This is a genomic window from Klebsiella sp. CTHL.F3a (assembly GCF_019890895.1).
In the GTDB taxonomy this organism is placed as follows: domain Bacteria; phylum Pseudomonadota; class Gammaproteobacteria; order Enterobacterales; family Enterobacteriaceae; genus Klebsiella; species Klebsiella grimontii.
In genome coordinates, this window is record NZ_CP082360.1 from 3,177,478 (window position 1) to 3,202,580 (window position 25,103).

Genomic DNA, 25,103 nt, shown 5'->3' on the forward strand with positions numbered 1-25,103 from the left:
GGGACAATACATCAGTATAATAATGGGCATGCATCACATTATTGCCAGTCTCTTCTGGCTGTCCCGACCACTATCTCTCACTCTACCCGGCAATGTATGCGCAACCACTCCGCGGTTAAAGAATGGCGACAGGTCAGCATCGATTCAGGTGTACCGCTAAACAGTAATTTTCCCCCTTCTTGCCCGGCATAAGGTCCAATATCAATAATCCAGTCAGCCTGAGCGATCAACTCCATATTATGTTCAATAATAATGACGGTGTTTCCGCGCTCTACCAGTCGGTTAAAGAGTTTCAGCAGCGAGGCAACATCACTGGGATGAAGTCCGGTGGTTGGCTCATCGAAAATATACATGTCACTATCATGATTTAATTGTGACGCTAACTTCAGCCGCTGGCATTCACCGCCTGAAAGATGATTTAACGATTCCCCCAAGCGCAAATATCCCAACCCGACGTCGACCAGACTACGAAAAATTGGCCTGAGCTGTGGCTCATTCAGGAAAAAATCGCCAGCATCGTTAATCGACAGAGATAATACCTCCGCAATATTTTTTCCCTGATAATGATATTTTAGCGCCTGTGGGTTATAGCGCTGCCCCTGACAGGCCTCACATGGCAACGTAACCGTATCCATAAATGCCAGATCGGTTTGTATTACCCCTAGCCCATGACATTCCGGACAGGCGCCTTTAGCATTGGCGCTGAACCACGACGCTGACACATGGTTTTTTTCGGCAAACAGCGAACGGATCGTATCAAATGCGCCGCACCAGGAAGCAATATGCGATCGAATCGAAGTATGTATCGGTTTTTGATCGATAACGATCGCGTCCGGACATTGTGGCGCCAGGGCTCCCATGACGAATGAACTTTTGCCCGATCCCGCGACCCCGGTCACAGCGACCATAACGCTCAAAGGTACGTCTACCGATAAGTTATGCAGATTATGCAATGTGGCGTTTCTTACCGAAATATAACCTTTAGCACATCTCGGTCTTTTATTTATCTCTGCCCGTGAAGAGAAATATCTTCCCGTCAAGGTTTGGGATTGCTTAAGTGCCGACAGGTCACCCTCAAATACAATATTTCCACCTTGCTTGCCCGCTCCCGGCCCTAAATCAATAACATGCTCGGCTATCGCTATCATGTCAGGATCGTGCTCTACCATCAGAATGGTATTGCCTTTGTCGCGTAGTTTACCAATTAATATATTCAATTTAACAATATCTGCTGGATGAAGCCCGGTACTTGGCTCATCAATTATATAAACGATCCCGGTAAGACTACTTCCCAGATGCCGGACCATTTTTAACCGCTGGGATTCACCGCCCGATAAGCTGGGGGTCGTCCGGTTCAAATCCAGATACCCCAAGCCTACTGCACACATTGCATCTAACCTTTCCAGCAATGCTTCGAGCAGCGGCCTGACTTCAGGATAATCGAGCTTTTCTACAAACAGCTTTAACTCTGTGACAGGCAGTGTTGCACATTCGCCAATATTTTTCCCTCTTATCCTGCAGGAAAGTATTTTGTCGTTGAGCCTCATACCCTGACAAGAAGGGCAAACCTGTAAACTAACGACTCGCTGAAATTCCTCAGCTTTAGTATCTTTAGTTTCTTGTTTCAAATAACTTCGCGTAAAGCGCGTAATGACGCCTTCAAACTTTGCACTCTTAGGCCAACCGGCTAACGGCGCTTCAGGAATGAGATTATCCGCATACAGTAATAACTCTCGTTCCGCTTTTGAATAATCCATGATTTTTTTATCAGCATCAAAAAGCCCTGAATAAACATAACGTTTCCAGCGCCATGAACCCGGTGCAAAAGAAGGATAACGAATAGCGCCTTCATTTAACGACAGATTTGAATCAATCAGTTGGTCGATATCAATGGTGCTGGCAATACCCAACCCGTCGCATGTCGCACACATCCCGGAAGGATGATTAAATGAAAAAACATTAGAATAACCGACAAAAGGTTCGCCAACACGAGAAAATAGTAGTCGCAGCAGAGTATAAATATCTGAGGCGGTACCCACCGTCGAACGTGCGTTGCCACCAATACGTTTTTGGTCAATAATAATGGCCACCGACAGGTTTTCAATGTCATCAACTTCAGGATTACCATAATGCGGTAAACGGTGTCGAATAAAAGGTGGAAAGGTGTCATTTAGCTGACGCTGAGATTCTGCCGCAATAGTTCCGAATACCAGAGAACTTTTCCCCGACCCGGAAACACCGGTAAAAACTGTTATTTTATTTTTAGGGACCTCTAAATCAATATCTTGCAGATTGTTTTGTCTTGCACCAATAATTTTTATAGCGTCATGTGTATTCATCACACTATCCTTTTTTACCTGTCAATAATAATGCCATGATGGCTATTAAACAGCATCCCGCTATGATTAGCGACATCGGTAGTAATGACAACGGGTCTCCAAATCCAAGCAGTGATGGAGTTATCGCAGCGATACCAAACTGAAAAACCCCTAAAATAGCAGAACCCGTTCCTTTTAAATGTGAAGATGCCGCCATGGCCATACTCGCGGCATTGCCAAAGGTCAAAGCCATAGTAAACATCATGATTAACAGTAATACCGCCACAATCTCAAACTGGAAATGAGAAATATAGTCAACGATGCAAAGTAATATAGATATCACCAGTGTGCCTATCACCCCCAGTTTTATGAGGTTATCTTCGCCAAATTTCGTAACATAACGAGCGCTGACAATACTACCTAACATCATTGCTCCAGCGTTGATAGAGAATATTACAGCGAATTCCCCCGAGGATAAATTAAACGCCGATTGATAGATAAACGGCGATGCTGATATATAAGCAAATAGCGCCCCGAACTGGATTGAAAAAATTAAAGTATAACCTATATATTTCTTATGACTAAGCAGCTCGATAAACTGACTGATAAACTCGTTGAAGTTGAAAGGTAATCGCTGATGACGGGGTAAAGTTTCGCTAATAAAATGACTGCTGAGCAAGGTGGAGACTAATGATATTGCGGCCATAAAAACAAAAACTACCGGCCAGATAAACCATGCAGCCACTCCTCCAAGTAGTGGTGCAATAACAGGGGCGATCCCCTGTATCGCTAACACCAGATTAAAATATCGAGCGGCTTTAGTCCCCGGGCACAGATCAGAAATAATTGCCCGGGAAAGAACGATACCAGCCGCCCCTCCCAGTCCCTGAAAGAACCGTGTAACAATGAGCAGCTGAATGTTCGCGGATATAGCGCCAGCTAATGAAGCGATGGTTAATAGTGTCATCCCGCCTAGCAATAATCTACGCCTGCCGTAATGATCGGACAACGGGCCAATGAACAACTGCCCAATTCCTAAGCCCACCATAAAAGCGGTGATACTAAGCTGAACTTTGTCAGGCGTCGTATGCAAATCACTGGCGATAGCTGGAAATAAAGGCAAGTACATATCAGTAGATAATGCAGCAACGGCGCTAAGCAAACCCAGAACAATAACGACTTTACTGGAAAGCAAACCTCTACTTTCATCTCTGTACATCGTACTGGCCGCCGGTGCCTGAACTTCTTTTGGTCGCATGATCAGTGTAATCCCTTTACCTTCTGTGGTCTGTCATAACTATACCACCAGCTAAAGTAATTGCAAAAACGAAATCAATTAAAAAAACAACTAAATGATAAATTAATAAATATCAATAACATACAAAAATAAAACTAAAGCATTATTGGTTTTTGATTGCCTTAATGGTATCACAAAACTGATAATCCACTTCCATGGATATACTAAATAGAGTTGTAATATCAATAATCTATGCCAGAAACCTCAATACTCGCGATACCTGGAGTTGCATGTTGCGGGTGCTGCTTCATGCCCATAAAAGTTGGGCTGCCCTGTTGCTCAGACATGCAACTTGAAGTTTATTGAGTATATGTCCTGGAGCTAGAAGAAGGTGTTTTTGAAGGGATGTATAATGTTAATGTTTGACTAAAATATTTGCGGGGATATTCATCCGCCCTTGCAAAACGGGTGATGTAATACAAGAATCATTAATACGTGATTGTAAATCTGAATTTGACATTGCAGAATATAATGATGCTTTGTTTTCAACATTTACCCTCGGATTTTCTGAATCACTCTCCTTAACAGTCCTAAAACGACGAGTCGAATATCTTGCCGGAATAATTTCGGTACAAATCTTACGCATAAAAGAAGGTATTGATAAAAAAGTCGCACTTTGTAGCGACCGAAGTCCTGAATGGCCAGTAGGTTGGAATGGTAGTATCTCCCTGCCGAATGGCGAGAACGATGTAAAAGCGTGCTGACCGCAATTTGTGCCAGTCAGCGCGTTTAATCCGTACTGGAATGTGAACGGTAAAACCTTTGTCGACCACGATGGTTATCGCATGGTGCTGCAAAACCGAAGCTGGTCATAACCACTGCCGGCGACGCTACTCCACAAGATGGACGTCAGGATGGCGCGGGCTTGCCGCTTCATGAAAAATATCCCCCAACCAGCCAGGAATTTCCGCCTCCGTAAGATCGTCCGGGATGATAACCCCGGCTAGCGGCGAAAATTTCCGCTCGTTAATATCGACGCGGAAAACCCGCCAGCGTTCGCCCTGACGCTGGACGCCAATATGACGCCCGAATACGTTATATATCAGCATCCTGTCTCCCTATATGACGCGGGAGCTTGTGCAGCCAATGCATTCCATTCCGCTTTGGTTATTTCCCACAGTTCGGCGTCCAGCAGGCCGGAGATGAACTGCTTTTTCTCGACACCAACCAGGCGCATACCGCTACGGTGCGAAATCTTTTTCGACCCGCTATTGTCGCAGGCCTTCGGCGCGCGCAGCACCTCCCGGTTAAGCGTATTAAACCAAAAATCGGTCACCCGGCGGCAGGCTTCGGTCATCAATCCCTGGCGATGCCAGCGCGGATCCAGCCAGAACCCGCGGTTGTTATCCACTTCATCAGAGAGCGTAATCAGGCCAATGACTCTCTCCGGCGCCGTTTTAAGGCGGAGGGTCCAAAACCAGCCGGTACCGTTAGCTGCGGCAGGTAAAGCCACATTATTGACAAAGCGCGACGCGCCATCCTCCGGAAAAGGCCATGGAAAACCGGCGGCAAGATAACGCACGATTTCCCACTGTGGAAAGATAACCTGAATTTGCGGCGCATCGTCTGCGGTCAAGGGGATCAGCAGCAGTCTTTCAGTCATCAATTCCGCTGCCATCACGCTTGTTCCTCGCGCAACCACGGCGTCACGGTGATGCCCGCCAGTAGCCCTTCCGGGCTAAGCAGGCGCGTAACGGTTTGCCCCCACGGCTCAATGCGGTTGTCCACCAGCAGCCTATAGCCTCTGGCTTTTAGCGCATCGGTTGCCGAGCCGATATCGCGGACTTCAAACTCAATCCACGCCTGCGGCACCGGCAGATAGTCTGGCCAGCTATCGGCATCAAAACAGGAACGCGCCGCCTGCGCCAGCGGCCAGAGGGCGAAATGTTTGACCCCGCCGAGAGCATCATGTTCGGTCAGCAGATACTCTTCGTTACCGGGCATCGGTTTGAGCGGCAGCCCAAGCGCGGCGACATAAAAGTCACGGCTGGCTGCGGCAGACTGCGTTATCGGCCCAAAGCCGGCGACAAAAAGTACATCCATTCCGTCTAAATCGTATTCCATATCCTCTCCCGTCATGGTCCGTGATGCGTTAACAAATTTTATACTCTGCCGCGCGCGACTTGCCCAGCCTTCTGTGTTCACTACGGCTACACATTGGGACGTTAATCTGGCCGCCAGGCGGCGATCGACGCAAATAAATATTGCTATAAAACTAATCAATATTTGACTGTAATTCGGCTTCCGTGCCACCATCGCCTCGGCGCCCGGCAAGCGGCGCGAAGGTGGTACGGGTGAATATCAGAGACCGCATGCTTAAGGTCCATACCCGTCCGCAACCTGATTCTGGCGGGAAATAAAGACATGCACCAAAGTTTTAATCAGCGCGTTCATTTCTATTATTGCATTCTGGTGGCGCTGAAAATGCACGCAAAATCAAAGAAATCGGGCGGAGTTCGCGGGAAAAATAATTTCCTGCTTAAATGGCTGCGCAAAGCGCAGGACAATAATATATTCCACCCGGATATCACCAGCGAGATCGAATGGCTGCGCGGCAAAATCATTCAGGCCGGCTACGATACCGACCTTGAACCAATGCTCGATTTTGTCTACGCCACCGCCAAACGTGCGGAAGATCTTAAGAACGCCGACTGATTCACGCCCGAGCCGCCTGGCTCGGGCGCTGAACTTTAGCGTTTGTTACGGTGCGTCAGAAGATAGACCGCCGGGATCACCAGCATCGACAGCAGCGGCGCGGTGATCATCCCGCCGATCATCGGCGCGGCTATACGCTGCATCACCTCCGATCCGGTACCGCCTCCCCACATAATCGGCAGCAGCCCGGCCATAATCGTCGCCACGGTCATCACTTTCGGGCGCACGCGCAGCACCGCCCCTTCATGAATTGCCTGGTTGAGTGTCTGGTCATCAAGCCGTCCGCGGCGCCTGGCGATCGACTGGTTTAAATAGAGCACCATAATCACCCCGAACTCCGCCGCCACGCCGGCCAGCGCGATAAAGCCCACGGCGGCAGCCACCGACAGGTTATAGCCCAGCAGCCAAAGTAGCCAGATGCCGCCTACCAGCGAAAACGGTAAGGTACCCATGATCAGCAGGGCGTCTTTAACCTGACCGAAGGTGACGTAAAGCAGAATAAAGATAATCATCAGGGTAAACGGCAGCACGATTTTCAGCTTTGCCGTCGCGCGCTCCAGATACTCATACTGCCCGGACCAGGTCAACGAGATACCTTCCGGCAGCTTGACCTGTTCGCTGACCTCACGCTGCATCTGGTCCACGGCGGATTTCAGGTCACGTCCGCGAATATCAACGTAGATCCAGTCCGATAGTCGGGCGTTTTCGCTTTTCAGCATCGGCGGGCCGTCGGTGATGGCGATATCCGCCAGTTCGGAAAGCGCCACCTGCGCCCCGCCGCTGGTCACCACCGGCAGATCGCGCAGCTTCTGCAGCGAGTCGCGCATTTCGCGCGGGTAGCGAACGCTGATCGGGTAACGTTCTCGCCCCTCGATGGTTTCGCCGATGTTATCGCCGCCGACAACGCTGGCGACGACCGACTGCAGCTCCTTCACCGACACGCCGTAGCGGGCGGCTTTCACCCGGTCGATAGTGATATCGATATAGCGACCGCCGTCGAGGCGCTCCGCCAACGCCGAGGTCACTCCCGGTACGTTACGCACGATACGCTCAATCTCTTCGGCGGTTTTTTCGATCTCCGCCAGATTGTTGCCGTTCACTTTAATACCGACCGGGCTTTTAATACCGGTCGCCAGCATATCCAGGCGGTTACGAATCGGCGGTACCCAGACGTTGGCGATACCCGGCACCTTCACCGTATTGTCCAGCTCGCTGATGAGCTTATCCATAGTCATGCCGGGCCGCCATTCGCTTTTCGGTTTGAACTGAATGGTGGTTTCCAGCATGGTCAGCGGCGCCGGGTCGGTGGCGCTATCCGCCCGTCCGGCCTTGCCGAATACGCTTTGCACTTCAGGAATGGTCTTGATCAGGCGGTCGGTTTGCTGCAGCAGACGTCCGGCTTCGCGGCTGGAGATCCCCGGCAGCGTGGAGGGCATATACAGCAGGTCGCCCTCGTCAATCTGCGGCAAGAATTCGCTGCCGAGCTGCGCCAGCGGCCAGAGCGTGGCAACCAGCAGCAGCCCCGCCGCCGCCAGCGTCGCCTTCGGCCACTGCAAAACTTTATCCAGCAGCGGTTCATAGGCGCGGATCAGCCAGCGGTTGAGAGGATTGGCGGTTTCATCAGGGATTTTGCCACGGATAAAGTAGCCCATCAGCACCGGCACCAGGGTGATCCCCAGCCCGGCGGCCACCGCCATCGACCAGGTTTTAGTGAAAGCCAGCGGCGAGAACATCTTGCCTTCCTGCGCCTCGAGGGTGAATACCGGAATAAACGACAGGGTGATAATCAGCAGGCTGCAAAACAGCGCAGGCCCCACTTCCGACGCCGCGTGCTGGGCAATCTGCCAGTAGTCAGCAGAAGACGGCTGGCGTTCGGGATGCTCGTGCCGCCACTGCTCCAGCACCTTATGCATATTTTCAATCATCACGATTGCTGCATCGACCATGGCCCCGATAGCGATCGCAATTCCGCCGAGCGACATCATATTGGCGCTGACGCCCTGATAGTGCATCACGATAAACGCGCCGAGGATCCCCAGCGGCAGCGTGATCATCGCCACCAGCGCGCTGCGGAAGTGGAACAGAAACAGCGAGCAGACCACCGCCACAACGATAAACTCTTCGATAAGCTTATGGGTCAGGGTTTCGACCGAGTTTTTTATCAACTGCGAGCGGTCGTACACCGGGACAATCTCCACCCCGGCAGGCAGGCTTTTTTGCACTTCCGCCAGTTTGGCTTTCACCGCGTTAATGGTGGTCAGCGCGTTTTTGCCCGAACGCATGATGATAATGCCGCCCGCGACCTCGCCTTCGCCGTTGAGCTCGGCGACGCCGCGCCGAATCGCCGGACCGCGGCGCACGCTGGCGACGTCTGAGAGCAGCACCGGCACGCCGCCGCGCGCGGCGATAACGACCTGGTTAAAATCGTCGATGGACTTCAGGTAGCCGGTAGTGCGTACCATATATTCCGCTTCACCCAGCTCCAGCACCGAGCCGCCCCCTTCCTGGTTGGCGCTTTGGATCGCGCTAATCACCTGCTCGTGAGTCACGTTCAGCGCCCGCAGCCGGTCGGGGTTAAGAACCACCTGATACTCTTTCACCATCCCGCCGACGCTGGCCACCTCTGAAACATCCGGTACGGTTTTCAGTTCATATTTAAGGATCCAGTCCTGAATCGCCCGCAGGTCTCCGAGGCTATGCTGGCCGCTTTTGTCGGTGAGCACATATTCAAATACCCAGCCGACGCCGGTGGCATCCGGCCCGAGCGACGCTTTGGTTTCCGGCGGCAGGCTGCTCTGGATTTGGCTCAGGTACTCCAGCACGCGGGAGCGCGCCCAGTACGGGTCGGTACCGTCCTCAAACAGTACGTAAACGTAAGCATCGCCAAACATGGAAAAGCCGCGCACGGTTTTCGCCCCCGGCACCGACAGCATGGTGGTGGTCAGCGGATAGGTCACCTGATCTTCGACAATTTGCGGCGCTTTGCCCGGATAGCTGACGCGAATGATCACCTGGGTATCGGAAAGATCCGGCAGCGCGTCCAGCGGCGCCTGCTGTATCGACCAGACGCCCCAGGCGGCCATAATCAGCGTCGCCAGCAGTACCAGCAGGCGGTTGCGCAACGACCAGCGGATAACGGCGGCAATCATGGCTGCTCCTTAGCGCCGCTCATCGGCATTATTGAGGTCACCCGCGCCCCTTCATCGGTCAGCACAAAATGAAACATCACCGACTCGCCGGGACGCACCTGTTCCCGTAGCTGCGGCGTAATAGCAAAGTCCATGATCATCGCCGGCCACTTCAGCGCCGGGACCGGCTGGTGCGCGATCGTCACCGCCTCATCGCTCACCGCCTTGATGATGCCCTGCGCCGAGTAGCTTTGTATCTCTTCATTCTGTCCGGCCATTTGCGGCAGTGCGCTGCGCAGGCTGGCTTCGGAGTCAATCAGGAACTGACCTGAGGTGACCACCTTTTGCCCCTCTTCAAGGCCGGAAGTCACTTCGACCAGACCATCCTGCGTTCGTCCCGCCGTCACCTCGACTGGACGGAAATGCCCCTCGCCGTCAGCGATCAGCACCCGGTTGCTGGTGCCTGTTGCGATTAATGCCTCTTCCGGGATAGTCAGCACCTCGCGCCCCTGCTGCGCCTCAGCCAGCTCAACGTTCAAATACATGCCCGGTTTGAGCTGATGCTGCGGATTATTTAGCACTACGCGGGCTTTCAGAGTACGGGTGGTCGCTTCGAGGTCGGGAAGCAGCTCGCTTACGGTTCCCTGAAACGTTGTGCCGGGCCAGCTGCTGGTGGCGGCCGTCACCTGGCTGCCTACGCGCAGCAGGCTGGCCTGGCTTTGCGGATAATCAATCACGATCCAGACCGGGTCGAGGCTGGCCAGCTCGAACAGCGGCTGGGTTGCCGTGACCTGCGCGCCGGTGCGCACGTCCAGCTTGCTGACGTAGCCATCGTGCGGCGCGCGCACCGTTATACGGGTTTGCGGTTTACCGCTGCGCTCAACGCTGCGGATAATCGCATCCGGCATAAACTGCAGCTGCAAACGGCCGCGTGCGGCGGCGGTTAAACCGCTATCGCCCAGTTGCCTCACCGCCAGATACTCCTGCTGCGCCGCCGCCCACTGCGGGATCCATAGCTCGGCCAGCGCCTCGTTCTTTTTCACAAACTGCTGGGAGGCGTTGACGTAGAGTTTCTCGATCAGACCGCTGGCCAGCGCCGGAACCGTTTCAACGCTGCGCTCGTCAATCGCGACGGTACCGAAAGCGCTGAGCTTCTGCGCCAGCGTCCGCCGGGCAACATCAGCCGTGCGTACGCCGAGGTTTTGCTGCTGGCGGGCGCTAATCTGCACCCCCCCGGCCTCCTCTCCCGCCCCTTCATCGGCGTAACGCGGCACCAGATCCATATCCATAAACGGTGATTTTCCCGGTTTATCGAAGCGGGTACCGGGGGCCATCGGATCGTACCAGTACAGTACTTTGCGGCCCGTTTCGGTCTGGGCCCCGTCAGCGGATGACGTCGGCGCGTTTCGCGAACCGAGCCAGTATCCGCTCGCGGCGGCCAGGGCGATGGCCAGCGCTACAAGGGTAATAGCAGATTTTGGCTTCATTATTTAACATCCTGTGGAATAAGGTAGCGAATGGCGGCCCACGCATCAGCGAGCGCTTTCTCCGCGTCGTTGCTGGCGATTTCGCCGCTCAGCAGATCGCGACGAGCGGCGAGCAGTTCCGCCAGCGCCGAGCTGCCGGCCCGATACTGGGCATTGACGAGACTCACTTTCTTGCGCAGCAGCGGCAGCACCTCGCTTTGCTGGCGATCGTAAATGGCTTTCGCGGCGTTATATTGCGAGATCAGCTGATACTGCTGGGCCTGATGCTCGCGCATCAATAACGTCAGCCGATCGTTGGCTTCATAGGTACGGGAGACGTCGGCGGCGTGATCTTTGTCCTGTCGTTTGCCCTGAAAAATAGGCATATCGACGGTAAACATGACGCCCACCATATCGTCGTAATCATCCCCGCGCCGGGCGTAATAGACCTCGACGCCAACGTCAGGGATCGCCGCGACTTCCGACTGACCTGATTTCGCTTTCGCCAGATCGGCCTCACGCGCGGCCTGAATCACCTCAGGATGTAGTTTAATTCCCGCCATTAACGCGGCTTCATCGGCCGGTAAACGTTCAATGCGCGGCAGCGGGCCGGAGATATCGCGGACCTCTTTGCCGGTAAGCTGCAACAGGCGCGCCTGAGCAATCTGCACATCACGGCGGGCGTTATCCTGCTCATTTTTCATGGCATTCAGCGCCAGCTGAACATCGAGCACGCTGCCGGGACTGGCGCTGGCGCTGCTGACACCGGCCTTTTGTACGTTGATTTGCCGGGAGGTTTCGCTAATCAACGCCTGAACCGATCGCAGCGACTTCTGCGCCACCGCCAACGCCAGCCACGCCTGAGCGGTTTCCCGCTGTAGCCGGGCACGGATCACATCGGCATTGGCGGCTGCCTGGCGCGCTTCGGCGGTGATCGAGTCGGCCTTCCGTTCGCGCTTAGTGCTGCTGACGTAGTCCTGCATCACGCCGACCCTTTGCATGGTCATCCCCTCGCGGGTCAGTCGGCTGGCGTTATTGCCGCCCAGCGGAACGTTTTCAATGCCGAATTTCAGCTTCGGGTCAGGAAGCTGCATGGCGGAATCCGCCCTGTTTTTTAACGCATTCACCTGATGATCGTTGGCGGAGAGCTCGGCGGAGTAGCTTTCCGCCGCCGACAGGGCCTCAGCCAGCGTCGTCGCCCAGCCGTTGGCGGAAATCAGCGACAGTAGAAGCGGCAGCCCGCAGGCCGCCTTATTTAAAATGGACATAATGACTCCGGAATTAGTGCGCGGTCATCGAAACGAGCGCGTAGCCGGAGTCCGTCTGGCGGAAAGTGAAATCAACCTTTTGCCCCACCGCCAGCTTTTTATCGTGGTTAGCGCCGAGCGCAAAACTCATGGTCATCGCCGGCCAGTTCAGCTCGGCAACCGGAGCGTGGGCAATCACCACGGCATTGTCACGCCAGGCTTTAATGACCCCGCTCGCCGAATAAAGGGTGGCGGAATCATCCGGCTTATCCATCCCCGGCATCTGCGCCATCGCGGACATATTATGGTGATGCATCGCGCCGTCTTCCGCGCTGGCGGAAAATGAAGTGAAGGAAAAGGTCAGAACGCTGGTAATAAGCAGAAAAATAGAAGTCGAACGCATAATAAAGTCTCCGAAAAAAACATAAAGTCGCCCGCAGACCGGGCAAATCTGATAGATGTTTTTAACGGCTTTTTATTCCCTGAAACGGCAGAAACGTATTTCAGTCGGCGGACCGGTGACCGGCGGCGTCCGCCAGTCCATACGTTCAGCGCTGGTCTCCTGCTGCGGGGAAACCACTAATAGCGCGGTTTCGGAGGGAAGCGCGTTCAGCTGTAAAGAGGTTAATGAGTTTGGCTGCGCGGTATCGGGGTCGCAGTGCTTCTCGCAGATGGCTTTCTGACCGACGTTTTCCATGCCGGGCATGCTCATCACGCCATCGACAATATGGTGAATCTGCGCCTGCGGCGCCACCGGCTGCTGCTGGCCGCCGTGGTGCGCCGCGATGGTCAACTGAAGGTTGAGCAGTAGCCAACAGGCACAAACAAGCCCCACGCGGATACGAAGCCGACGCCGGGTTACTTGTTTTAATAATGCCTGCAGTGACGCAATCATAGAGATATTCGCAATAAGAAGACCGCTGAATTAAATCACACTCACCGGCAGAATTAAATGATATTTCAAAGAGAAAACTCCAGGTTAAATAGAATGAAGTTTCTCTATAAATATTGACACCCAAAAGGGATATCAGTATTTGACCTTCCCCTAGGGGGAAGGTGTATAGCCGGCGGATAATGTATTTAATAAATAGCAAAAATGTTATTTATATGTAATTAGCAAAAGTGAACGCGATTATTATTCCAGCACCAACGTATCACCGGTTGCCGGCGCGCTACTCTCCGCTAGCCACCAGCGCCCCCATGAACCGGTACAGTGGCAGGCCATCACCTCCTCGACCTTCTGCTGGCGCAAGAACTGCTTTAGCCGACGTATCCCCCACGGCGGCGCGCTGCGCAGGTGAAGGCCACCGATGATGGCGCGTATCTGCTGGACGCCGGTGATCTTCTGACAGTGGCGAATCGTATCGATCAATCCGCGATGCCCGCAGCCGCAAATAATGACTAACCCCCGAGTCGAGCGGTAGATCAGCACACCTTCGTCGGCAATATAATCTTTCCCCGCCGCTTGACCCGCGAGGATGCCATAGGCTCGCGGGCGCGCGACCGCAATCTCGCCGGACCAGATTAATCGTTCGCCAATCGCCATAGGCTCGCGACTGTACTCCATGCGGTGGCGGGAGTAGTCAATTTCTCGCGACAGTTTTTTGACTTTCCAGCGACGTCCGGCAAGGGATAACGCCGAGTAGCGCTGTTGCGCGATCAGCGGATGGCAAATGATACGGCTGTTATCCGGTAGCCACGGCACGCCGCCGCAGTGGTCGTAATGACCGTGGGAGAGCACCGTGGCGGTCAAGTCAGATAAAGAGACTCCCATCCGCTGCGCATTATTAAGAAACGTGCCGTCTGGCCCGGTATCAAACAGCACCCGGCTGGTTTCATCTTCCACAAGCAGGCTTAATCCGGGTTTCGCCTGCAGCAGGCTGTCCTGCCCCTTGCCGAGTCGGTTTTCAAGTAACACTTTAATGATTAACGCCATTTAATTTTCATTACCTCTTTTTTGCGACGTCTACTCTAGCCAACCTCCACCGGGTCTACCGTGACGAACCCGGCATAAGTTAAGTGACGCTGTCACGTTTCATTAGCATAGAGCTATTGTTTATTTGCCAGTTAAGTATTGCCGTCTATGCTGATGAACGAGTTTCTCTTAACCGGAGCGCACTATGGCTGACTGGAATCCTTCACTTTATTTGCAATTCGGCACGGAGCGCACGCGCCCCGCCGCTGAGCTTCTCGCCCGCATCGCCCACCATCCCGTCGCGCTGGCCGTTGATTTGGGCTGCGGACCAGGCAACAGTACCGCTCTGCTACGGCATGCCTGGCCTGAAGCAACAATTATTGGCGTCGATAATTCACCGGCCATGCTGGAAGAAGCCTCTCAGAGGCTCCCGGACTGCTGCTTTGTCGAAGGAGATATCGCCGGGTTTCGCCCCGAGCGCCCGGCGGACGTTATTTACGCCAATGCTTCGCTGCAGTGGCTAACGGATCATCAGCGGCTTTTTCCCCATCTGGTCAGCAATCTTGCACCAAACGGCATACTGGCGGTGCAAATGCCGGTTAACTGGCAAGAGCCCTCGCACGCGCTGATGCGTGAGGTCGCGGAAGAGCTAGGATATCCAGCCAGCGGGCGACAGCCGCTGCCGGATGTGCCGGAGTATTACGATATGCTGACCGCCTGCGGCTGCGAGGTGGATATCTGGCGCACGACCTACTATCACCCGCTGGCATCGCATCAGGCCATTATCGAATGGCTGCAGTCAACGGGCCTGCGCCCGTTTTTAAAACCGCTTGATGAACCGCAGCGCCAGGCGTTCCTCGAACGCTATCTGGCGCAGCTGAAAAAGCACTACCCGTTACAGTGTAACGGAAAGGTGCTGCTGCGATTTCCGCGCCTGTTTATCGTCGCGCGCCGCTAGCATTTATGATGTAAAACATTGATTTTAAATAGTGATTTAACGTTTCGGCACCAGACTCTGGCGCCGAACGTTCAGGTTTACCAGGACAGGTGATGGACCAGGGAGAGATCCCATGCGGTGGCCAGCAGCGAAAGAAACATGATGAGGTTCACAACCGTCTCTATGCGTTTTTCCATTTTGTTACTCCTGAGTCGTTTCCCCTGTTTTACAGGGGAAATCTTAATAACTTCTTAATCTCAGATTTTCAGAGCGTCATACGGTAACGAACATAGTCATCGGCTGGCGTAAATTCTTCATACAGACGCCGGGCCGGATTATCAGTACGCGTGTGCCAGTATAGACGCGACCACCCTTTCTCTTTTCCTTCCGCTTGCAGCGCCTGCATCAACGCCCTGGCGATACCTTTTCCGCGCATTGACGCGGCAACGAACAGATCTTCCAGATAGCAAACGGGCGTCTTTACCCATGTCCCTTCGTGAAGGACACAAATCGCAAATCCAGCGACGTTGCCATCCGCCAGGGCAACGCGGCCTAACATTGAAGAAGCGGAATCAAGCATGCGCTGCCAGGTGTATTCCGTGACGTCCGGCGGCTGCGGGCTACCGTAGAAACAGGTATAGCCTTCCCATAGCCGTAACCACTGCGCTTTATCCTGCTGGCCCACTTCACGAATTTCGATGACCATTGGTCTAACCTCTCGTTTGGATAAGGCATTATTTTCCTGTCGAATAATTTGATCAAGCGGCAGGGGCACAATTCATCCTTTTCTCTTATTTGCCCTGTTGACCGCTGGCGGACGAAGCTGGCGCGATCTTACAGACCTGCGCCAGTTCAAAATACAAAAGAATGTTGTAACTAATGAAAGGGCAAAAATATCCCGGCAGCGGCCAGGTTGCGTTCGATAACGAATCGCGTCCAGCACGGTGCCGGGATTCTTGCCGGAAAGCGGCTGGCGTCTTACCCGGCCGTAATCCGTTCGTTTCAGGGTATCAGCACAGTGGCTTAACGGCGGCGCGCATACCGTCGCGCAGAATAGCATCCAGATCCTGCGTCACCTGCTCGACCAGACCAGAGACTTTCGTCAGGTCCTGCTCCCAGTGGGACTCAACGCAAAGCACCGCGTTTACCAGCTCGCGGGTGCTGATTTGACGATCCCGATGCTGGGCCCACAGCGCCTGATAGCTCTCCATCCATTCTGCGTCGTCCTGTACCGGATAGTTCTCACCGTGACGCTCGCCGCGATAAAATGCGATCAGCGCCGCCAGCGCAAAGGTCAGACGCGCCGGGAGTTTCCCTGCTTTCTTCTGTCCCGCCAGCAGCTGCGGCAGAATACGGGTACGATATTTTGTCATCCCGTTAAGCGCGATAGACAGCAGCTGATGCTTGATATACGGGTTACGGAAGCGGCCGGTTACCGCGCTGGCAAAAGACTCCAGCTCATCGCGCGGCAGATCGAGAACCGGAATGATCTCCTGGTAAATCGCCTTCTCGACAAAAGCGCAAATTTCCGCATCGTTCATCGCTTCGCCCACGGTATCCAGCCCTGCCTGGAAGGCGACCGGCACCAGCGCAGTGTGTGCACCGTTAAGAATGGCCACTTTACGCTCTTTGTACGGCTTAATATCGTCCACGATCAGCACGTTAAGCGGCAGTTTATCGAGTCGCAGCTCGGCGGCCAGAGATTTCGGCCCCTGAATGACAAACAGATAGAAGTGTTCGGCGGTATCGAGGAAAGCGTCTTTATAGCCCAGTTGCTCTTCAATCTGCACGGCTTCATCACGTGGATAGCCGGTCACAATGCGGTCTACCAGCGTAGAACAGAAAGCGTTGGCTTCATCCAGCCATGCCACAAAGGCTTCCGGCAGCGCCCACTCCTGCGCATAGCGCAGCACCAGTTCACGCAACGCTTCGCCGTTATAGTCAATCAGCTCGCAGGGAACGATGACCCAGCCTTTATCCGCCGCGCCGGAGAAATGGCTGTAGCGTTCAAATAGCAGACGGGTCAGTTTAGCCGGATAGCTAACCGCGGGCGCATCGTCGAATCGGTCGCCCGCGTGGTAGCTAATTCCCGCTTCGGTGGTATTGGAAAACACAAAACGCATATCCGGGTTATGCGCCAGCCGCAGCAGTTCATCATAATCCGCATAGGCGCTGATTTCGCGATTGACCGAGCGAATCAGGCGCGCATCGCTGACCGCTTCACCCTTCTCATTCAGGCCGCGAATGATCGTGGTATAGAGACCGTCCTGCACGCTGAGCGACGGCGGGAACGCACTCTCAATCGGACGTACAATCACCACCCCGGCATTCAGGTCGGTATGCTCGTTTAACAGATCGATCTGCCAGTCGATAAACGCACGCAGGAAGTTGCCTTCGCCAAACTGAATGATACGTTCAGGGTACTGCGCGCCCGGGAAATCGCGACGGTTTAGTGTTTTCACAAGGGTTCCCTCATAGAGTAGTCATACAACCTGAGTAATTGGTCCAATAAGTTATCAGGTTTTTAGGCAAGTGAAACCCTGTTTTGATCAAAGCTGTATGCAATATCAAATTTAAGACAGAAATTTATAGAACAGCGATGTTGCCGTCAGCTCGCCGTCCGGCATTAGCGCATAGCGCGGGATTTCCCCGGCTTTTTCCCAGCCGCACTGCACGTAAAATTTTTCTGCCCCGCTGCCGGTTGCGGTATCCAGCACCAGAACACTCTTGCCCTGCTCGCGTGCGATCGCTTCCAGTCGGGCCATTAGCGCATTCGCCAGCCCTTGACGACGCGCATTTTGGTGAACCAGGAGCTTGGCGACATCGGCGCGGTGCGGTTGGTTTTCCGGTTGGTCGGTAATGAGCTGTACCGTGCCAACGAGCCGCTGCTCTGCATCTGCCGCGGCGAGGACAACCCGCTCCCCGGCGGCGACGCTTTGCGCCATTCGCAGCCAGAACGCCGTCGCGGTTTCCGGGGCGAAAGGCAGCATAAAGCTCACCGAGGCCCCGCCGTTGACGCAGCTGACAAGGATATCGGTTAATTCAGAAAGGTGTTTGAGAATATCGTCATGCGACAGGGTGCGCAGAGTGAAGGATGTGGTCATAGGTAACTCCTTGAAATTGACCACATCACTATGTTTTTAACTTATATTTAACACAAGCAGAATTATCATCGCGTTTTCTTATGGGATAATTCAGGCCATTTCGTGCGTAAAAATCCGGTTGCGCCCGGCACGTTTCGCCCGAATCAACGAATCATCGGCTTCCATCAGCAACTGGTTGAACAGATCCGTAACCCTGGCGGTAGCGAGCAGTTGGCTCTCCAGCCCCATGCTGACGGTCAGCTGGATTTTGTTTTGCCCCCAGGTGAAGGTCTGCGATGCGATACCCTGACGAATTTTTTCCGCCAACGCCTGTCCGTCCCGCTCTGATGAAGTCAGCGTCGCGACGGCAAACTCTTCCCCGCCAATGCGCGCCACCATGCCCTCTTCACCTACCAGTAGCCGCACCTGCTGCGCAAACTGGGCCAGCACGCAGTCGCCGCACTCATGGCCCCAGCGATCGTTGACCTGCTTGAAGCCGTCGATATCCAGCACCATGACCGTTAACCGCTTATCTTCCGACAGCGGTTGGCGTTTCAGCGCTTCGCTTAACCCCGAGCGAGAATAGACCCGGGTCTGGAAGTCAAAGTCAGCACGCAGGGCCAGCTGTTTGACAAGGTTATTAATCGCCTCGACGCTGGAAGCGACGATAATCGGGCTAATCAGCATCGCCGCGATACCCAGACGCGTCGAAAACAGCTGCCACGGCTGCATCCGGGTGTCGGGCGTGAGGTGAATCAGCGAGTTCGCCACCAGCAGAATTTCGCTAATCCCGGTAATAAAGGTCAACAGACAGGTCAACGGCAGCGGATAGCGAATCGCGCACCAAATCAGCGCGGGTAACGGGAAGGTTATGCTCCCGGCCCCGCCCACCGCCACGCCGAGCGCAATCGACAGCACCAGCGCGATCGCCGGTAACAGCTGACGCAGGCGAAAACGTCCGAACGCCGAAGGGAGCGTGAGGGTCAAAATGAACGGCAGGATCAGTACGGCGGTGGAAAACTGTTCACTAAACCAGTCCGCCAGTTGGGGAATAAACGTGGCGCGTTCCACATCTACCGAACCCAGCGCCCCAACAGCAGCGCAGAGCAGCGCCGCCAGCAGGCAGTAGCAAAACAGGCTTAGCGCGTTGATCGGTCCCGGCATCGAATCCGCCCGCCGCTTATCCCACAAAATGAGCTGCGCCAGGGTGACGATAAAAACGATATTGGAGAAATTAATCAGAAAGGAGGCGAACCCCATTCCCCAACGAGATGTTAAACCGTCATATACCAGCATGGCGGCAAAACAAACGGCGTAAAAATAGCTGCGATTTAGCCAGATATAACGCGCAAAAATCCCCGCCATTACCGCGTTCAGCGGCCAGAAGAACGACAATTCTTGTACCAGACGCAGCATCGCGCCAAAGAAATGCAGCAGTAGCGTTAAAGTGAACAACACCAGCGCATCACGCACGGGCTGTTCCTCACGAAACAGCGTGAATGACCGAATCGACAGTGGAGACATTCATGATTATCCGTCTAATTGTTTCAGGCAATTATTATGTTAATAATTAGTAAGCGGTTCATCATATCATGAGAATAATTATCAGGCATATACCGCCGCCGATGAATTACGGTCTGCCGCGATCCGGCGAATTCATCTGGATCACCAGCCAGTGATGGATAACCTGCACCACGTAGCGCTGCTCTTCGTCGCTGAGCCCGCGGCCCCGCGGGATCGCGTGCCACTTTTCCAGACAACCGCGACAGCAGGTCGCGGTGGCATGCTGGGCGATAAACACCGGATGTCCGCGCATCGGGGTCTGCTTACCGTCGTTAGGAATTTGCGCAGGGGCCAGCCGACTGGCGATAAAGTCCGCCGCGTGCTGGTCGATAACTTCCGCGCCCTTATCATAACAATACTGCCGTTCTTTCACGCCGAGGCGAAAACGGGAGCGGAAAGTGGAACGCTGCAGGCGGGCAAACAGGTTTTCTATGGGTACCATCAGAATACCGACCTTCCCAGTTTTTGAGTGAGTTTTTCCAGTAAAGCAATTCCGGCCAGCGAGTTCCCCGCCTCATCGAGTTCCGGGCTCCACACCGCAATCGCCATCTCCTGCGGGACGATAGCCACAATCCCGCCGCCGACGCCGGATTTCGCCGGCAAACCGACGCGCCACGCAAATTCACCTGCGTTCTGATACATGCCGCTGGTCATCATCAGGGCGTTGACCTGCCGCGACTGAATCGGCGCAATCACCGGCGTCTCAAGGTGCGGGGCGATGCCTCTATCGGCAAGAAACAGAAAGGTGCGCGCCAGCTCCACGCAGCTCATCTCCAGTGAACAGTAGTGGAAATAGTTTTGCAGTACCGTGGCGACATCGTTATGGAAATTGCCGAAGGATTTCATTAGCCAGGCGATAGCGGCATTGCGCGCCGAATGATCGAACTCCGAGCGGGCAACCACCGGATCGTAGGCGATATCGCCCACCCCGCTCAGACGACGAACGATTTCCAGCATTCGCTGGCGAGGCGCGCTAAGGCGACTGTGCAGCATATCGCAGACCACCAGCGCCCCGGCATTGATAAACGGATTACGCGGTTTGCCTTGTTCAATTTCCAGCTGTAATAGTGAATTAAAGGGCTGGCCGGAGGGATCTTTCCCCACCCGCTGCCAGATCTCCTCTTCCTGATAGTGGTTCATCGCCACCACCAGGCTCAGGACTTTCGAGATCGATTGAATAGAGAAACGCTCGTGCGCGTCGCCGGCGCTGTAGTGCTGACCGTCGACCGTACAGATGGCTACGCCGAGCTTCTCGCCGCTAACGCGGGCCAACGCCGGAATATAGTCCGCCACTTTACCGCGCCCAATCAGCGGCCTGACTTCAGCCAAAATGGCATCGAGCATTGCGTTATTCATTACCGTCGCCACGCGAGGCTCCTTGCCAACAACAAAATTCGGGCGGTAATTATAGGCGCACGCGGCGCGAAGAAACAGCTTCTTTCTCGCTTCGGTGCCGCTAAGTAAATAGCTTAATAATATCGGGGGTATGTTCCCGCAAGCGGCTTTTCCGGGCTACGCGATCGCAGATGGCTGCGTCCCGTAGCCCGGTCAGGTGCATTGCGCCGCCCCCGGAGGCAGTTTGTAGGGTTAGCGGCGATCTCTCCAGACGGTCTGGACGTTGCAGAATTCATGCAGGCCAAAATGGGAAAGCTCGCGGCCAAAACCGCTTTTCTTCACGCCGCCGAACGCCACGCGGGCATCGCTGGCGCAGTAGCCGTTGATAAACACCCCGCCGCACTCCAGCTCATCGGCAAAGCGCCGGGCCTGCGTTTCACTGGCGGTATAAACCGTTGCTGAAAGGCCAAATTCGCTATCGTTAGCCAGCGCCAGCGCATGATCGGCATCGCGGGCTTCGGTAATCGTCGCCACCGGCCCAAACAGTTCTTCACGAAAGCCGGTCATCTCAGCGGTGACGTTCCCCAGCACCGTCGGCGCATAGTAGTTACCCGCGCCTTCGATTTTTTCCGCGCCCAGCAGCAGGGTCGCCCCCTCTTTTAGGGTCGCCCGCACCTGCTCGTGCAGCTCATCGCGCAGGTCGAAACGCGCCATCGGTCCAATATAGTTCTGCTCGTCGCGCGGATCGCCCATTTTCAGCGCGGCGACGGCGGCGACAAATTTCTGCGTAAAGGCTGCAGCAATACCCGCTTCGACGATGAAACGCTTCGCGGCGGCGCAGACCTGCCCGGTATTCTGGTAGCGGCCAATCACCGCCGCCTTCACGGCCTCATCGAGGTCGGCGTCGTTAAGGACGATAAAGGGATCGGAGCCGCCCAGCTCCAGCACGCATTTTTTCAACGCCGCGCCGGCCTGGGCGCCAATAGCCTTCCCGGCGCGCACGCTGCCGGTGACGGTCACCGCGGCGATGCGCGGATCGTTAATCATTTGCGAAACGCCGTCGTTGGTGGCATTAACCCAGCCAAACACGCCTTCCGGCACGCCCGCTGCGGCAAAAATTTCGCCAATCATCGCCGCGCTGCCCAGCACGTTTGGCGCATGCTTAAGCAGATAGCTGTTGCCCGCCAGCAGAATCGGCACCGCGCCGCGCAGCACCTGCCACACCGGGAAGTTCCATGGCATGATCGCGAGGATCGCGCCCATCGGACGATACTCAATCACCGCTTTATTGTCTTCAACCAGCGTCGCTTCGGTATTCAGCATCGCCGGGCCGTGTTCGGCATACCAGTCACAGAGATTGGCGGATTTAGCGACTTCGCCGCGCGCCTGGGCAATCGGTTTACCCATCTCAAGGCTAATCATTTGCGCCAGCGCTTCGCCACGGTCGCGCATCACGCTGCCGACCTTACGCAGCGCCGCCGCGCGCGCCGCCACGCTGACGTTGCGCCATTGACGATAACCCCGTTCCGCAAGGGCAATGGCTGAATCGACTTGTTGTTCGCTGGCCCAGGGCAGAGACGACAGCGTTTCACCTGTGGTTGGGTTCACGGAAACCGCCTGAGTGGCAGATAAATTCATCGTTTTTCTCTCTGTGTTGATTGCGAAGTGACCTTATTCTGGCTTACCCTTCCCTTCATTAAAAATGAATAATATTAAGCAACCTTTTCACAAAAGAAGAACGCTATGGATCTGACCCAGCTTGAGATGTTTAACGCCGTCGCCAGCACTGGCAGCATTACCCAGGCCGCGCAGAAGGTGCATCGCGTGCCGTCAAACTTGACCACGCGCATTCGCCAGCTGGAGGCGGATCTCGGCGTCGAACTGTTTATTCGCGAAAACCAGCGCCTGCGTCTGTCGCCCGCCGGACATAGCTTTTTACGCTATAGCCAGCAGATCCTGGCGCTGGTTGATGAGGCGCGGATGGTGGTCGCCGGAGACGAGCCTCAGGGGCTGTTTTCGCTCGGCTCGCTGGAGAGTACCGCCGCCGTGCGTATTTCCCCGACCCTGGCGCACTTTAACCAGCGCTATCCAAAGATCCATCTGGCCCTCTCCACCGGCCCATCCGGCACCATGATCGACGGCGTACTCGAGGGCAACCTGAGCGCGGCGTTTGTCGACGGCCCGCTGGTGCATCCGGGGCTTGAAGGGTTACCGGTGTTCCCGGAAGAGATGATGATCGTCGCGCCATTTGGCCATCCGCCCATCGCTCGCGCCAGCGAAGTAAACGGCGCCAGCGTCTACGCGTTTCGCGCCAACTGCTCCTACCGCCGTCATTTTGAGAGCTGGTTCCACGCCGATCGCGCCACCCCGGGGCGGATCCATGAGATGGAGTCCTATCACGGCATGCTGGCCTGCGTCATTGCCGGCGCCGGACTGGCGCTGATGCCGCGCAGCATGCTGGAGAGTATGCCGGGCCACCAGCAGGTTTCCGCCTGGCCGCTGGCCGAAGAGTGGCGCTGGCTAACGACATGGCTGGTCTGGCGGCGCGGGGCGAAAACTCGCCAGCTCGAGGCGTTTATAGCGCTGCTGAACGAAGATCGACAAGCAGCAGTTTCTCCATAAAGATGCTTAACGGATCCGGCTGATACGGCGTGAAGGCGCTGCGCGTCTGATACCCATTGCGCGTATATAGCGCAACGGCGGCGTGCTGATGAATGCCGGTTTCCAGGCGTACGGTATGGCATTCACGCTTTATCGCCTCTTTCTCCAGCGCCGCCAGCAGTTTTTCTCCCAGCTGCTGGCCGCGATGGGCCGGGTTAATGAACACCCGTTTCATCTCGCCAAACCCCTCTTCGCCGAGCACGATCGCCCCGCAGCCAACGGCCTGCTGCCGGGCATCGCGGATAATTAGTGCGATCACCGACTCCGCCGGGAGCGCGCTCAGGTCGATCAGATGGTTGCTTTCCGCCGGGTAGAGCGTCTGCTGGTAAGCATCCAGTTCGGCAATTAAAGCGGTGAGGTCCGGGTGGTTTAGCGGGGTCGCGGCGATAGTGTACATAAATAAGCTCCTTTTTTGAGCGTACTGTAACGCGCGGCGTCCGCAGCGCCGCCATAGCATTAACTTATAGCTTCCGGCCCCACTTGCTCTCACCCCTTGGGAGGCAGTAATTTTGCCGCATGACGTCTTTTATCAGGATAAAACGATGAATACCAAAGCACGCAAGGTGATGATTATCGGGGCCGGAAACGTCGGCGCCTCTGCGGCCTACGCCCTGTTAAACCAGTCGATTTGCGAGGAGCTGATCCTTGTCGATCTCAATAAACCACGCGCCGAAGCGCACGCTCAGGATCTGAGCGACGCGGCCGCCTATATGCCGGGAATGATGACGATTTCCACCCGGGAAGCCAGCGACTGCGCCGATGTCGATATTGCGGTGATCACCGTTTCCGGCGGCGCGCTCAAACCGGGCCAGACCCGGTTGGACGAATTGACCAACACGGCGAAAATCGTCAAAAGCCTCGTCCCGCAGATGATGAGCGGCGGTTTCAACGGCATCTTTTTGGTTGCCACCAATCCCTGCGACATCATCACCTGGCAGGTGTGGCAGCTTTCCGGCCTGCCGCGCGGCCAGGTACTGGGGACTGGCGTCTGGTTAGATACCACCCGCTTACGCAGGGTGCTGGCCCAGGCGCTGGATATCGGCGCGCAAAGCATCGACGCCTTTATTCTCGGAGAGCATGGCGATGCCCAGTTTCCGGTGTGGTCGCACTCGGCGGTATACGGCTCCGCCATTGCCGATGTTTACCAGAAACATACCGGTAAAGCCCTCGACCGGGAGCTGATTGCCGACAAGGTGCGTAAGCTGGGGTTTGAGATTTACGCCGGCAAAGGCTGCACGGAGTACGGCGTCGCCGGGACCATCGCCGAAATCTGTCGCAATATTTTCACCGGCAGCCATCGCGCGCTGGCGGTATCGTGCATTCTTGATGGAGAGTACGGCGTAAGCGGCGCGGCGGCTGGCGTTCCCGCGGTGCTCACGCAAAGCGGCGTGCAGCAAATCATTGAGCTACAGCTGGCAGATGATGAAGCGGAGAAGTTCCACCACGCTATCGAGGTGATTAAAGCCAATATCGCCCGTCTGCCGTAAGCCGCTTCCCC

The 25,103-nt window shown here is 55.2% G+C and carries 24 protein-coding genes and 1 pseudogene; 6 read left to right on the forward strand and 19 right to left on the reverse strand.

Annotated elements, in window-relative coordinates; genetic code table 11:
• Positions 1 to 77 precede the first annotated feature (77 nt).
• Positions 78 to 2,339, reverse strand: coding sequence for an ATP-binding cassette domain-containing protein (locus K7H21_RS14915; RefSeq protein WP_142468960.1), 2,262 nt, complete (start codon positions 2,337 to 2,339; stop codon positions 78 to 80).
• A 4-nt stretch (positions 2,340 to 2,343) separates the two neighbouring features.
• Complete coding sequence (locus tag K7H21_RS14920) at positions 2,344 to 3,576, reverse strand: multidrug effflux MFS transporter (protein WP_223035181.1); 1,233 nt, start codon at positions 3,574 to 3,576, stop codon at positions 2,344 to 2,346.
• 401 nt (positions 3,577 to 3,977) lie between these two features.
• Between K7H21_RS14920 and K7H21_RS14925 the strand changes: the two genes are divergently transcribed.
• Together K7H21_RS14925 and K7H21_RS14930 are read left to right on the forward strand one after the other, a co-directional pair.
• Positions 3,978 to 4,319: a hypothetical protein gene (locus tag K7H21_RS14925; protein WP_123829330.1), complete on the forward strand. Its 342-nt coding sequence runs from the start codon at positions 3,978 to 3,980 to the stop codon at positions 4,317 to 4,319.
• 6 nt (positions 4,320 to 4,325) lie between these two features.
• Positions 4,326 to 4,430: pseudogene (locus tag K7H21_RS14930) on the forward strand (VOC family protein); the annotation flags it as partial.
• A 15-nt stretch (positions 4,431 to 4,445) separates the two neighbouring features.
• Here the strand turns inward: K7H21_RS14930 and K7H21_RS14935 are convergent.
• Genes K7H21_RS14935 through K7H21_RS14945 form a run of 3 tightly spaced genes read right to left on the reverse strand, consistent with a single transcriptional unit; the run spans position 4,446 to position 5,679 of the window.
• Positions 4,446 to 4,664 (reverse strand): DUF7661 family protein, encoded by a 219-nt coding sequence (locus K7H21_RS14935; protein WP_004119990.1) that lies wholly within the window; start codon positions 4,662 to 4,664, stop codon positions 4,446 to 4,448.
• Entirely contained in the window at positions 4,658 to 5,233 is a 576-nt protein-coding gene (locus K7H21_RS14940) for a GNAT family N-acetyltransferase (protein WP_004119988.1), read from the reverse strand. Before K7H21_RS14940 ends, K7H21_RS14935 begins: the two co-directional genes overlap by 7 nt.
• Positions 5,233 to 5,679, reverse strand: a complete 447-nt coding sequence (locus K7H21_RS14945; protein ID WP_004119986.1) for a VOC family protein — start codon at positions 5,677 to 5,679, stop codon at positions 5,233 to 5,235. Before K7H21_RS14945 ends, K7H21_RS14940 begins: the two co-directional genes overlap by 1 nt.
• A gap of 300 nt (positions 5,680 to 5,979) precedes the next feature.
• On the opposite strand from K7H21_RS14945, the gene K7H21_RS14950 reads away from it, so the two are divergent.
• Positions 5,980 to 6,270: a hypothetical protein gene (locus K7H21_RS14950; protein ID WP_004119983.1), complete on the forward strand. Its 291-nt coding sequence runs from the start codon at positions 5,980 to 5,982 to the stop codon at positions 6,268 to 6,270.
• A gap of 35 nt (positions 6,271 to 6,305) precedes the next feature.
• On the opposite strand, the gene K7H21_RS14955 is transcribed toward K7H21_RS14950, so the two are convergent.
• The 6 genes from K7H21_RS14955 to K7H21_RS14980 all read right to left on the reverse strand — a co-directional run bounded on the left by K7H21_RS14955 (position 6,306) and on the right by K7H21_RS14980 (position 14,047).
• Positions 6,306 to 9,419: an efflux RND transporter permease subunit gene (locus K7H21_RS14955; RefSeq protein WP_087828154.1), complete on the reverse strand. Its 3,114-nt coding sequence runs from the start codon at positions 9,417 to 9,419 to the stop codon at positions 6,306 to 6,308.
• Positions 9,416 to 10,885, reverse strand: coding sequence for an efflux RND transporter periplasmic adaptor subunit (locus tag K7H21_RS14960; RefSeq protein ID WP_142445800.1), 1,470 nt, complete (start codon positions 10,883 to 10,885; stop codon positions 9,416 to 9,418). Before K7H21_RS14960 ends, K7H21_RS14955 begins: the two co-directional genes overlap by 4 nt.
• The gene (locus tag K7H21_RS14965) at positions 10,885 to 12,132 is read right to left on the reverse strand and encodes a TolC family protein (protein ID WP_139530180.1); all 1,248 of its coding nucleotides are present in this window, start codon (positions 12,130 to 12,132) and stop codon (positions 10,885 to 10,887) included. The genes K7H21_RS14960 and K7H21_RS14965 overlap by 1 nt, the downstream gene beginning before the upstream one ends.
• A gap of 13 nt (positions 12,133 to 12,145) precedes the next feature.
• Positions 12,146 to 12,514 (reverse strand): copper-binding protein, encoded by a 369-nt coding sequence (locus K7H21_RS14970; protein WP_004119970.1) that lies wholly within the window; start codon positions 12,512 to 12,514, stop codon positions 12,146 to 12,148.
• 72 nt (positions 12,515 to 12,586) lie between these two features.
• Positions 12,587 to 13,006 (reverse strand): hypothetical protein, encoded by a 420-nt coding sequence (locus tag K7H21_RS14975; RefSeq protein ID WP_004119969.1) that lies wholly within the window; start codon positions 13,004 to 13,006, stop codon positions 12,587 to 12,589.
• 240 nt (positions 13,007 to 13,246) lie between these two features.
• The gene (locus K7H21_RS14980) at positions 13,247 to 14,047 is read right to left on the reverse strand and encodes an MBL fold metallo-hydrolase (protein WP_112164921.1); all 801 of its coding nucleotides are present in this window, start codon (positions 14,045 to 14,047) and stop codon (positions 13,247 to 13,249) included.
• 184 nt (positions 14,048 to 14,231) lie between these two features.
• Here K7H21_RS14980 and tam point away from each other — a divergent pair, with 184 nt between their 5' ends.
• Positions 14,232 to 14,984 carry a trans-aconitate 2-methyltransferase gene (gene tam, locus K7H21_RS14985; RefSeq protein ID WP_223035182.1) on the forward strand — a complete coding sequence of 251 codons (753 nt, stop codon included), beginning with the start codon at positions 14,232 to 14,234 and terminating at the stop codon, positions 14,982 to 14,984.
• A 244-nt stretch (positions 14,985 to 15,228) separates the two neighbouring features.
• Here tam and K7H21_RS14990 read toward each other — a convergent pair whose 3' ends face one another.
• The 7 genes from K7H21_RS14990 to sad all read right to left on the reverse strand — a co-directional run bounded on the left by K7H21_RS14990 (position 15,229) and on the right by sad (position 22,582).
• Positions 15,229 to 15,669: a GNAT family N-acetyltransferase gene (locus K7H21_RS14990; protein ID WP_004119957.1), complete on the reverse strand. Its 441-nt coding sequence runs from the start codon at positions 15,667 to 15,669 to the stop codon at positions 15,229 to 15,231.
• A 304-nt stretch (positions 15,670 to 15,973) separates the two neighbouring features.
• Entirely contained in the window at positions 15,974 to 17,425 is a 1,452-nt protein-coding gene (locus K7H21_RS14995) for a tagaturonate reductase (RefSeq protein ID WP_142445802.1), read from the reverse strand.
• Between the two features lie 111 nt (positions 17,426 to 17,536).
• Entirely contained in the window at positions 17,537 to 18,067 is a 531-nt protein-coding gene (locus K7H21_RS15000) for a GNAT family N-acetyltransferase (RefSeq protein ID WP_142446571.1), read from the reverse strand.
• Between the two features lie 90 nt (positions 18,068 to 18,157).
• Positions 18,158 to 19,570, reverse strand: coding sequence for a GGDEF domain-containing protein (locus K7H21_RS15005; RefSeq protein ID WP_172879987.1), 1,413 nt, complete (start codon positions 19,568 to 19,570; stop codon positions 18,158 to 18,160).
• A gap of 106 nt (positions 19,571 to 19,676) precedes the next feature.
• On the reverse strand, positions 19,677 to 20,051 hold the full coding sequence (locus tag K7H21_RS15010; RefSeq protein WP_004119940.1) for a DUF4186 domain-containing protein: 375 nt from the start codon (positions 20,049 to 20,051) through the stop codon (positions 19,677 to 19,679).
• Positions 20,051 to 20,977 (reverse strand): glutaminase B, encoded by a 927-nt coding sequence (gene glsB / locus K7H21_RS15015; RefSeq protein WP_170100504.1) that lies wholly within the window; start codon positions 20,975 to 20,977, stop codon positions 20,051 to 20,053. The genes K7H21_RS15010 and glsB overlap by 1 nt, the downstream gene beginning before the upstream one ends.
• A gap of 219 nt (positions 20,978 to 21,196) precedes the next feature.
• Positions 21,197 to 22,582 (reverse strand): succinate-semialdehyde dehydrogenase, encoded by a 1,386-nt coding sequence (gene sad / locus K7H21_RS15020; protein WP_004119935.1) that lies wholly within the window; start codon positions 22,580 to 22,582, stop codon positions 21,197 to 21,199.
• Positions 22,583 to 22,687: 105 nt separating this feature from the next.
• Between sad and ptrR the strand changes: the two genes are divergently transcribed.
• Entirely contained in the window at positions 22,688 to 23,566 is an 879-nt protein-coding gene (gene ptrR / locus K7H21_RS15025) for a putrescine utilization regulator PtrR (protein ID WP_004119932.1), read from the forward strand.
• Here the strand turns inward: ptrR and K7H21_RS15030 are convergent.
• The gene (locus tag K7H21_RS15030) at positions 23,520 to 24,002 is read right to left on the reverse strand and encodes a GNAT family N-acetyltransferase (protein ID WP_004119929.1); all 483 of its coding nucleotides are present in this window, start codon (positions 24,000 to 24,002) and stop codon (positions 23,520 to 23,522) included. The genes ptrR and K7H21_RS15030 overlap by 47 nt on opposite strands.
• Positions 24,003 to 24,147: 145 nt before the next feature.
• On the opposite strand from K7H21_RS15030, the gene K7H21_RS15035 reads away from it, so the two are divergent.
• Entirely contained in the window at positions 24,148 to 25,092 is a 945-nt protein-coding gene (locus K7H21_RS15035) for an L-lactate dehydrogenase (protein WP_139530183.1), read from the forward strand.
• Positions 25,093 to 25,103 lie beyond the last annotated feature (11 nt).

Excerpts from the sequence above, each read along its gene's own strand:
- K7H21_RS14915 (WP_142468960.1), bottom strand. The coding sequence starts at position 2,339 with ATGAATACACATGACGCTATAAAAATTATTGGTGCAAGACAAAACAAT.
- K7H21_RS14920 (WP_223035181.1), bottom strand. The coding sequence starts at position 3,576 with ATGCGACCAAAAGAAGTTCAGGCACCGGCGGCCAGTACGATGTACAGA.
- K7H21_RS14935 (WP_004119990.1), bottom strand. The coding sequence starts at position 4,664 with ATGCTGATATATAACGTATTCGGGCGTCATATTGGCGTCCAGCGTCAG.
- K7H21_RS14940 (WP_004119988.1), bottom strand. The coding sequence starts at position 5,233 with ATGGCAGCGGAATTGATGACTGAAAGACTGCTGCTGATCCCCTTGACC.
- K7H21_RS14945 (WP_004119986.1), bottom strand. The coding sequence starts at position 5,679 with ATGGAATACGATTTAGACGGAATGGATGTACTTTTTGTCGCCGGCTTT.
- K7H21_RS14950 (WP_004119983.1), top strand. The coding sequence starts at position 5,980 with ATGCACCAAAGTTTTAATCAGCGCGTTCATTTCTATTATTGCATTCTG.
- K7H21_RS14955 (WP_087828154.1), bottom strand. The coding sequence starts at position 9,419 with ATGATTGCCGCCGTTATCCGCTGGTCGTTGCGCAACCGCCTGCTGGTA.
- K7H21_RS14960 (WP_142445800.1), bottom strand. The coding sequence starts at position 10,885 with ATGAAGCCAAAATCTGCTATTACCCTTGTAGCGCTGGCCATCGCCCTG.
- K7H21_RS14965 (WP_139530180.1), bottom strand. The coding sequence starts at position 12,132 with ATGTCCATTTTAAATAAGGCGGCCTGCGGGCTGCCGCTTCTACTGTCG.
- K7H21_RS14970 (WP_004119970.1), bottom strand. The coding sequence starts at position 12,514 with ATGCGTTCGACTTCTATTTTTCTGCTTATTACCAGCGTTCTGACCTTT.
- K7H21_RS14975 (WP_004119969.1), bottom strand. The coding sequence starts at position 13,006 with ATGATTGCGTCACTGCAGGCATTATTAAAACAAGTAACCCGGCGTCGG.
- K7H21_RS14980 (WP_112164921.1), bottom strand. The coding sequence starts at position 14,047 with ATGGCGTTAATCATTAAAGTGTTACTTGAAAACCGACTCGGCAAGGGG.
- tam (WP_223035182.1), top strand. The coding sequence starts at position 14,232 with ATGGCTGACTGGAATCCTTCACTTTATTTGCAATTCGGCACGGAGCGC.
- K7H21_RS14990 (WP_004119957.1), bottom strand. The coding sequence starts at position 15,669 with ATGGTCATCGAAATTCGTGAAGTGGGCCAGCAGGATAAAGCGCAGTGG.
- K7H21_RS15000 (WP_142446571.1), bottom strand. The coding sequence starts at position 18,067 with ATGACCACATCCTTCACTCTGCGCACCCTGTCGCATGACGATATTCTC.
- K7H21_RS15005 (WP_172879987.1), bottom strand. The coding sequence starts at position 19,570 with ATGTCTCCACTGTCGATTCGGTCATTCACGCTGTTTCGTGAGGAACAG.
- K7H21_RS15010 (WP_004119940.1), bottom strand. The coding sequence starts at position 20,051 with ATGGTACCCATAGAAAACCTGTTTGCCCGCCTGCAGCGTTCCACTTTC.
- sad (WP_004119935.1), bottom strand. The coding sequence starts at position 22,582 with ATGAATTTATCTGCCACTCAGGCGGTTTCCGTGAACCCAACCACAGGT.
- ptrR (WP_004119932.1), top strand. The coding sequence starts at position 22,688 with ATGGATCTGACCCAGCTTGAGATGTTTAACGCCGTCGCCAGCACTGGC.
- K7H21_RS15030 (WP_004119929.1), bottom strand. The coding sequence starts at position 24,002 with ATGTACACTATCGCCGCGACCCCGCTAAACCACCCGGACCTCACCGCT.
- K7H21_RS15035 (WP_139530183.1), top strand. The coding sequence starts at position 24,148 with ATGAATACCAAAGCACGCAAGGTGATGATTATCGGGGCCGGAAACGTC.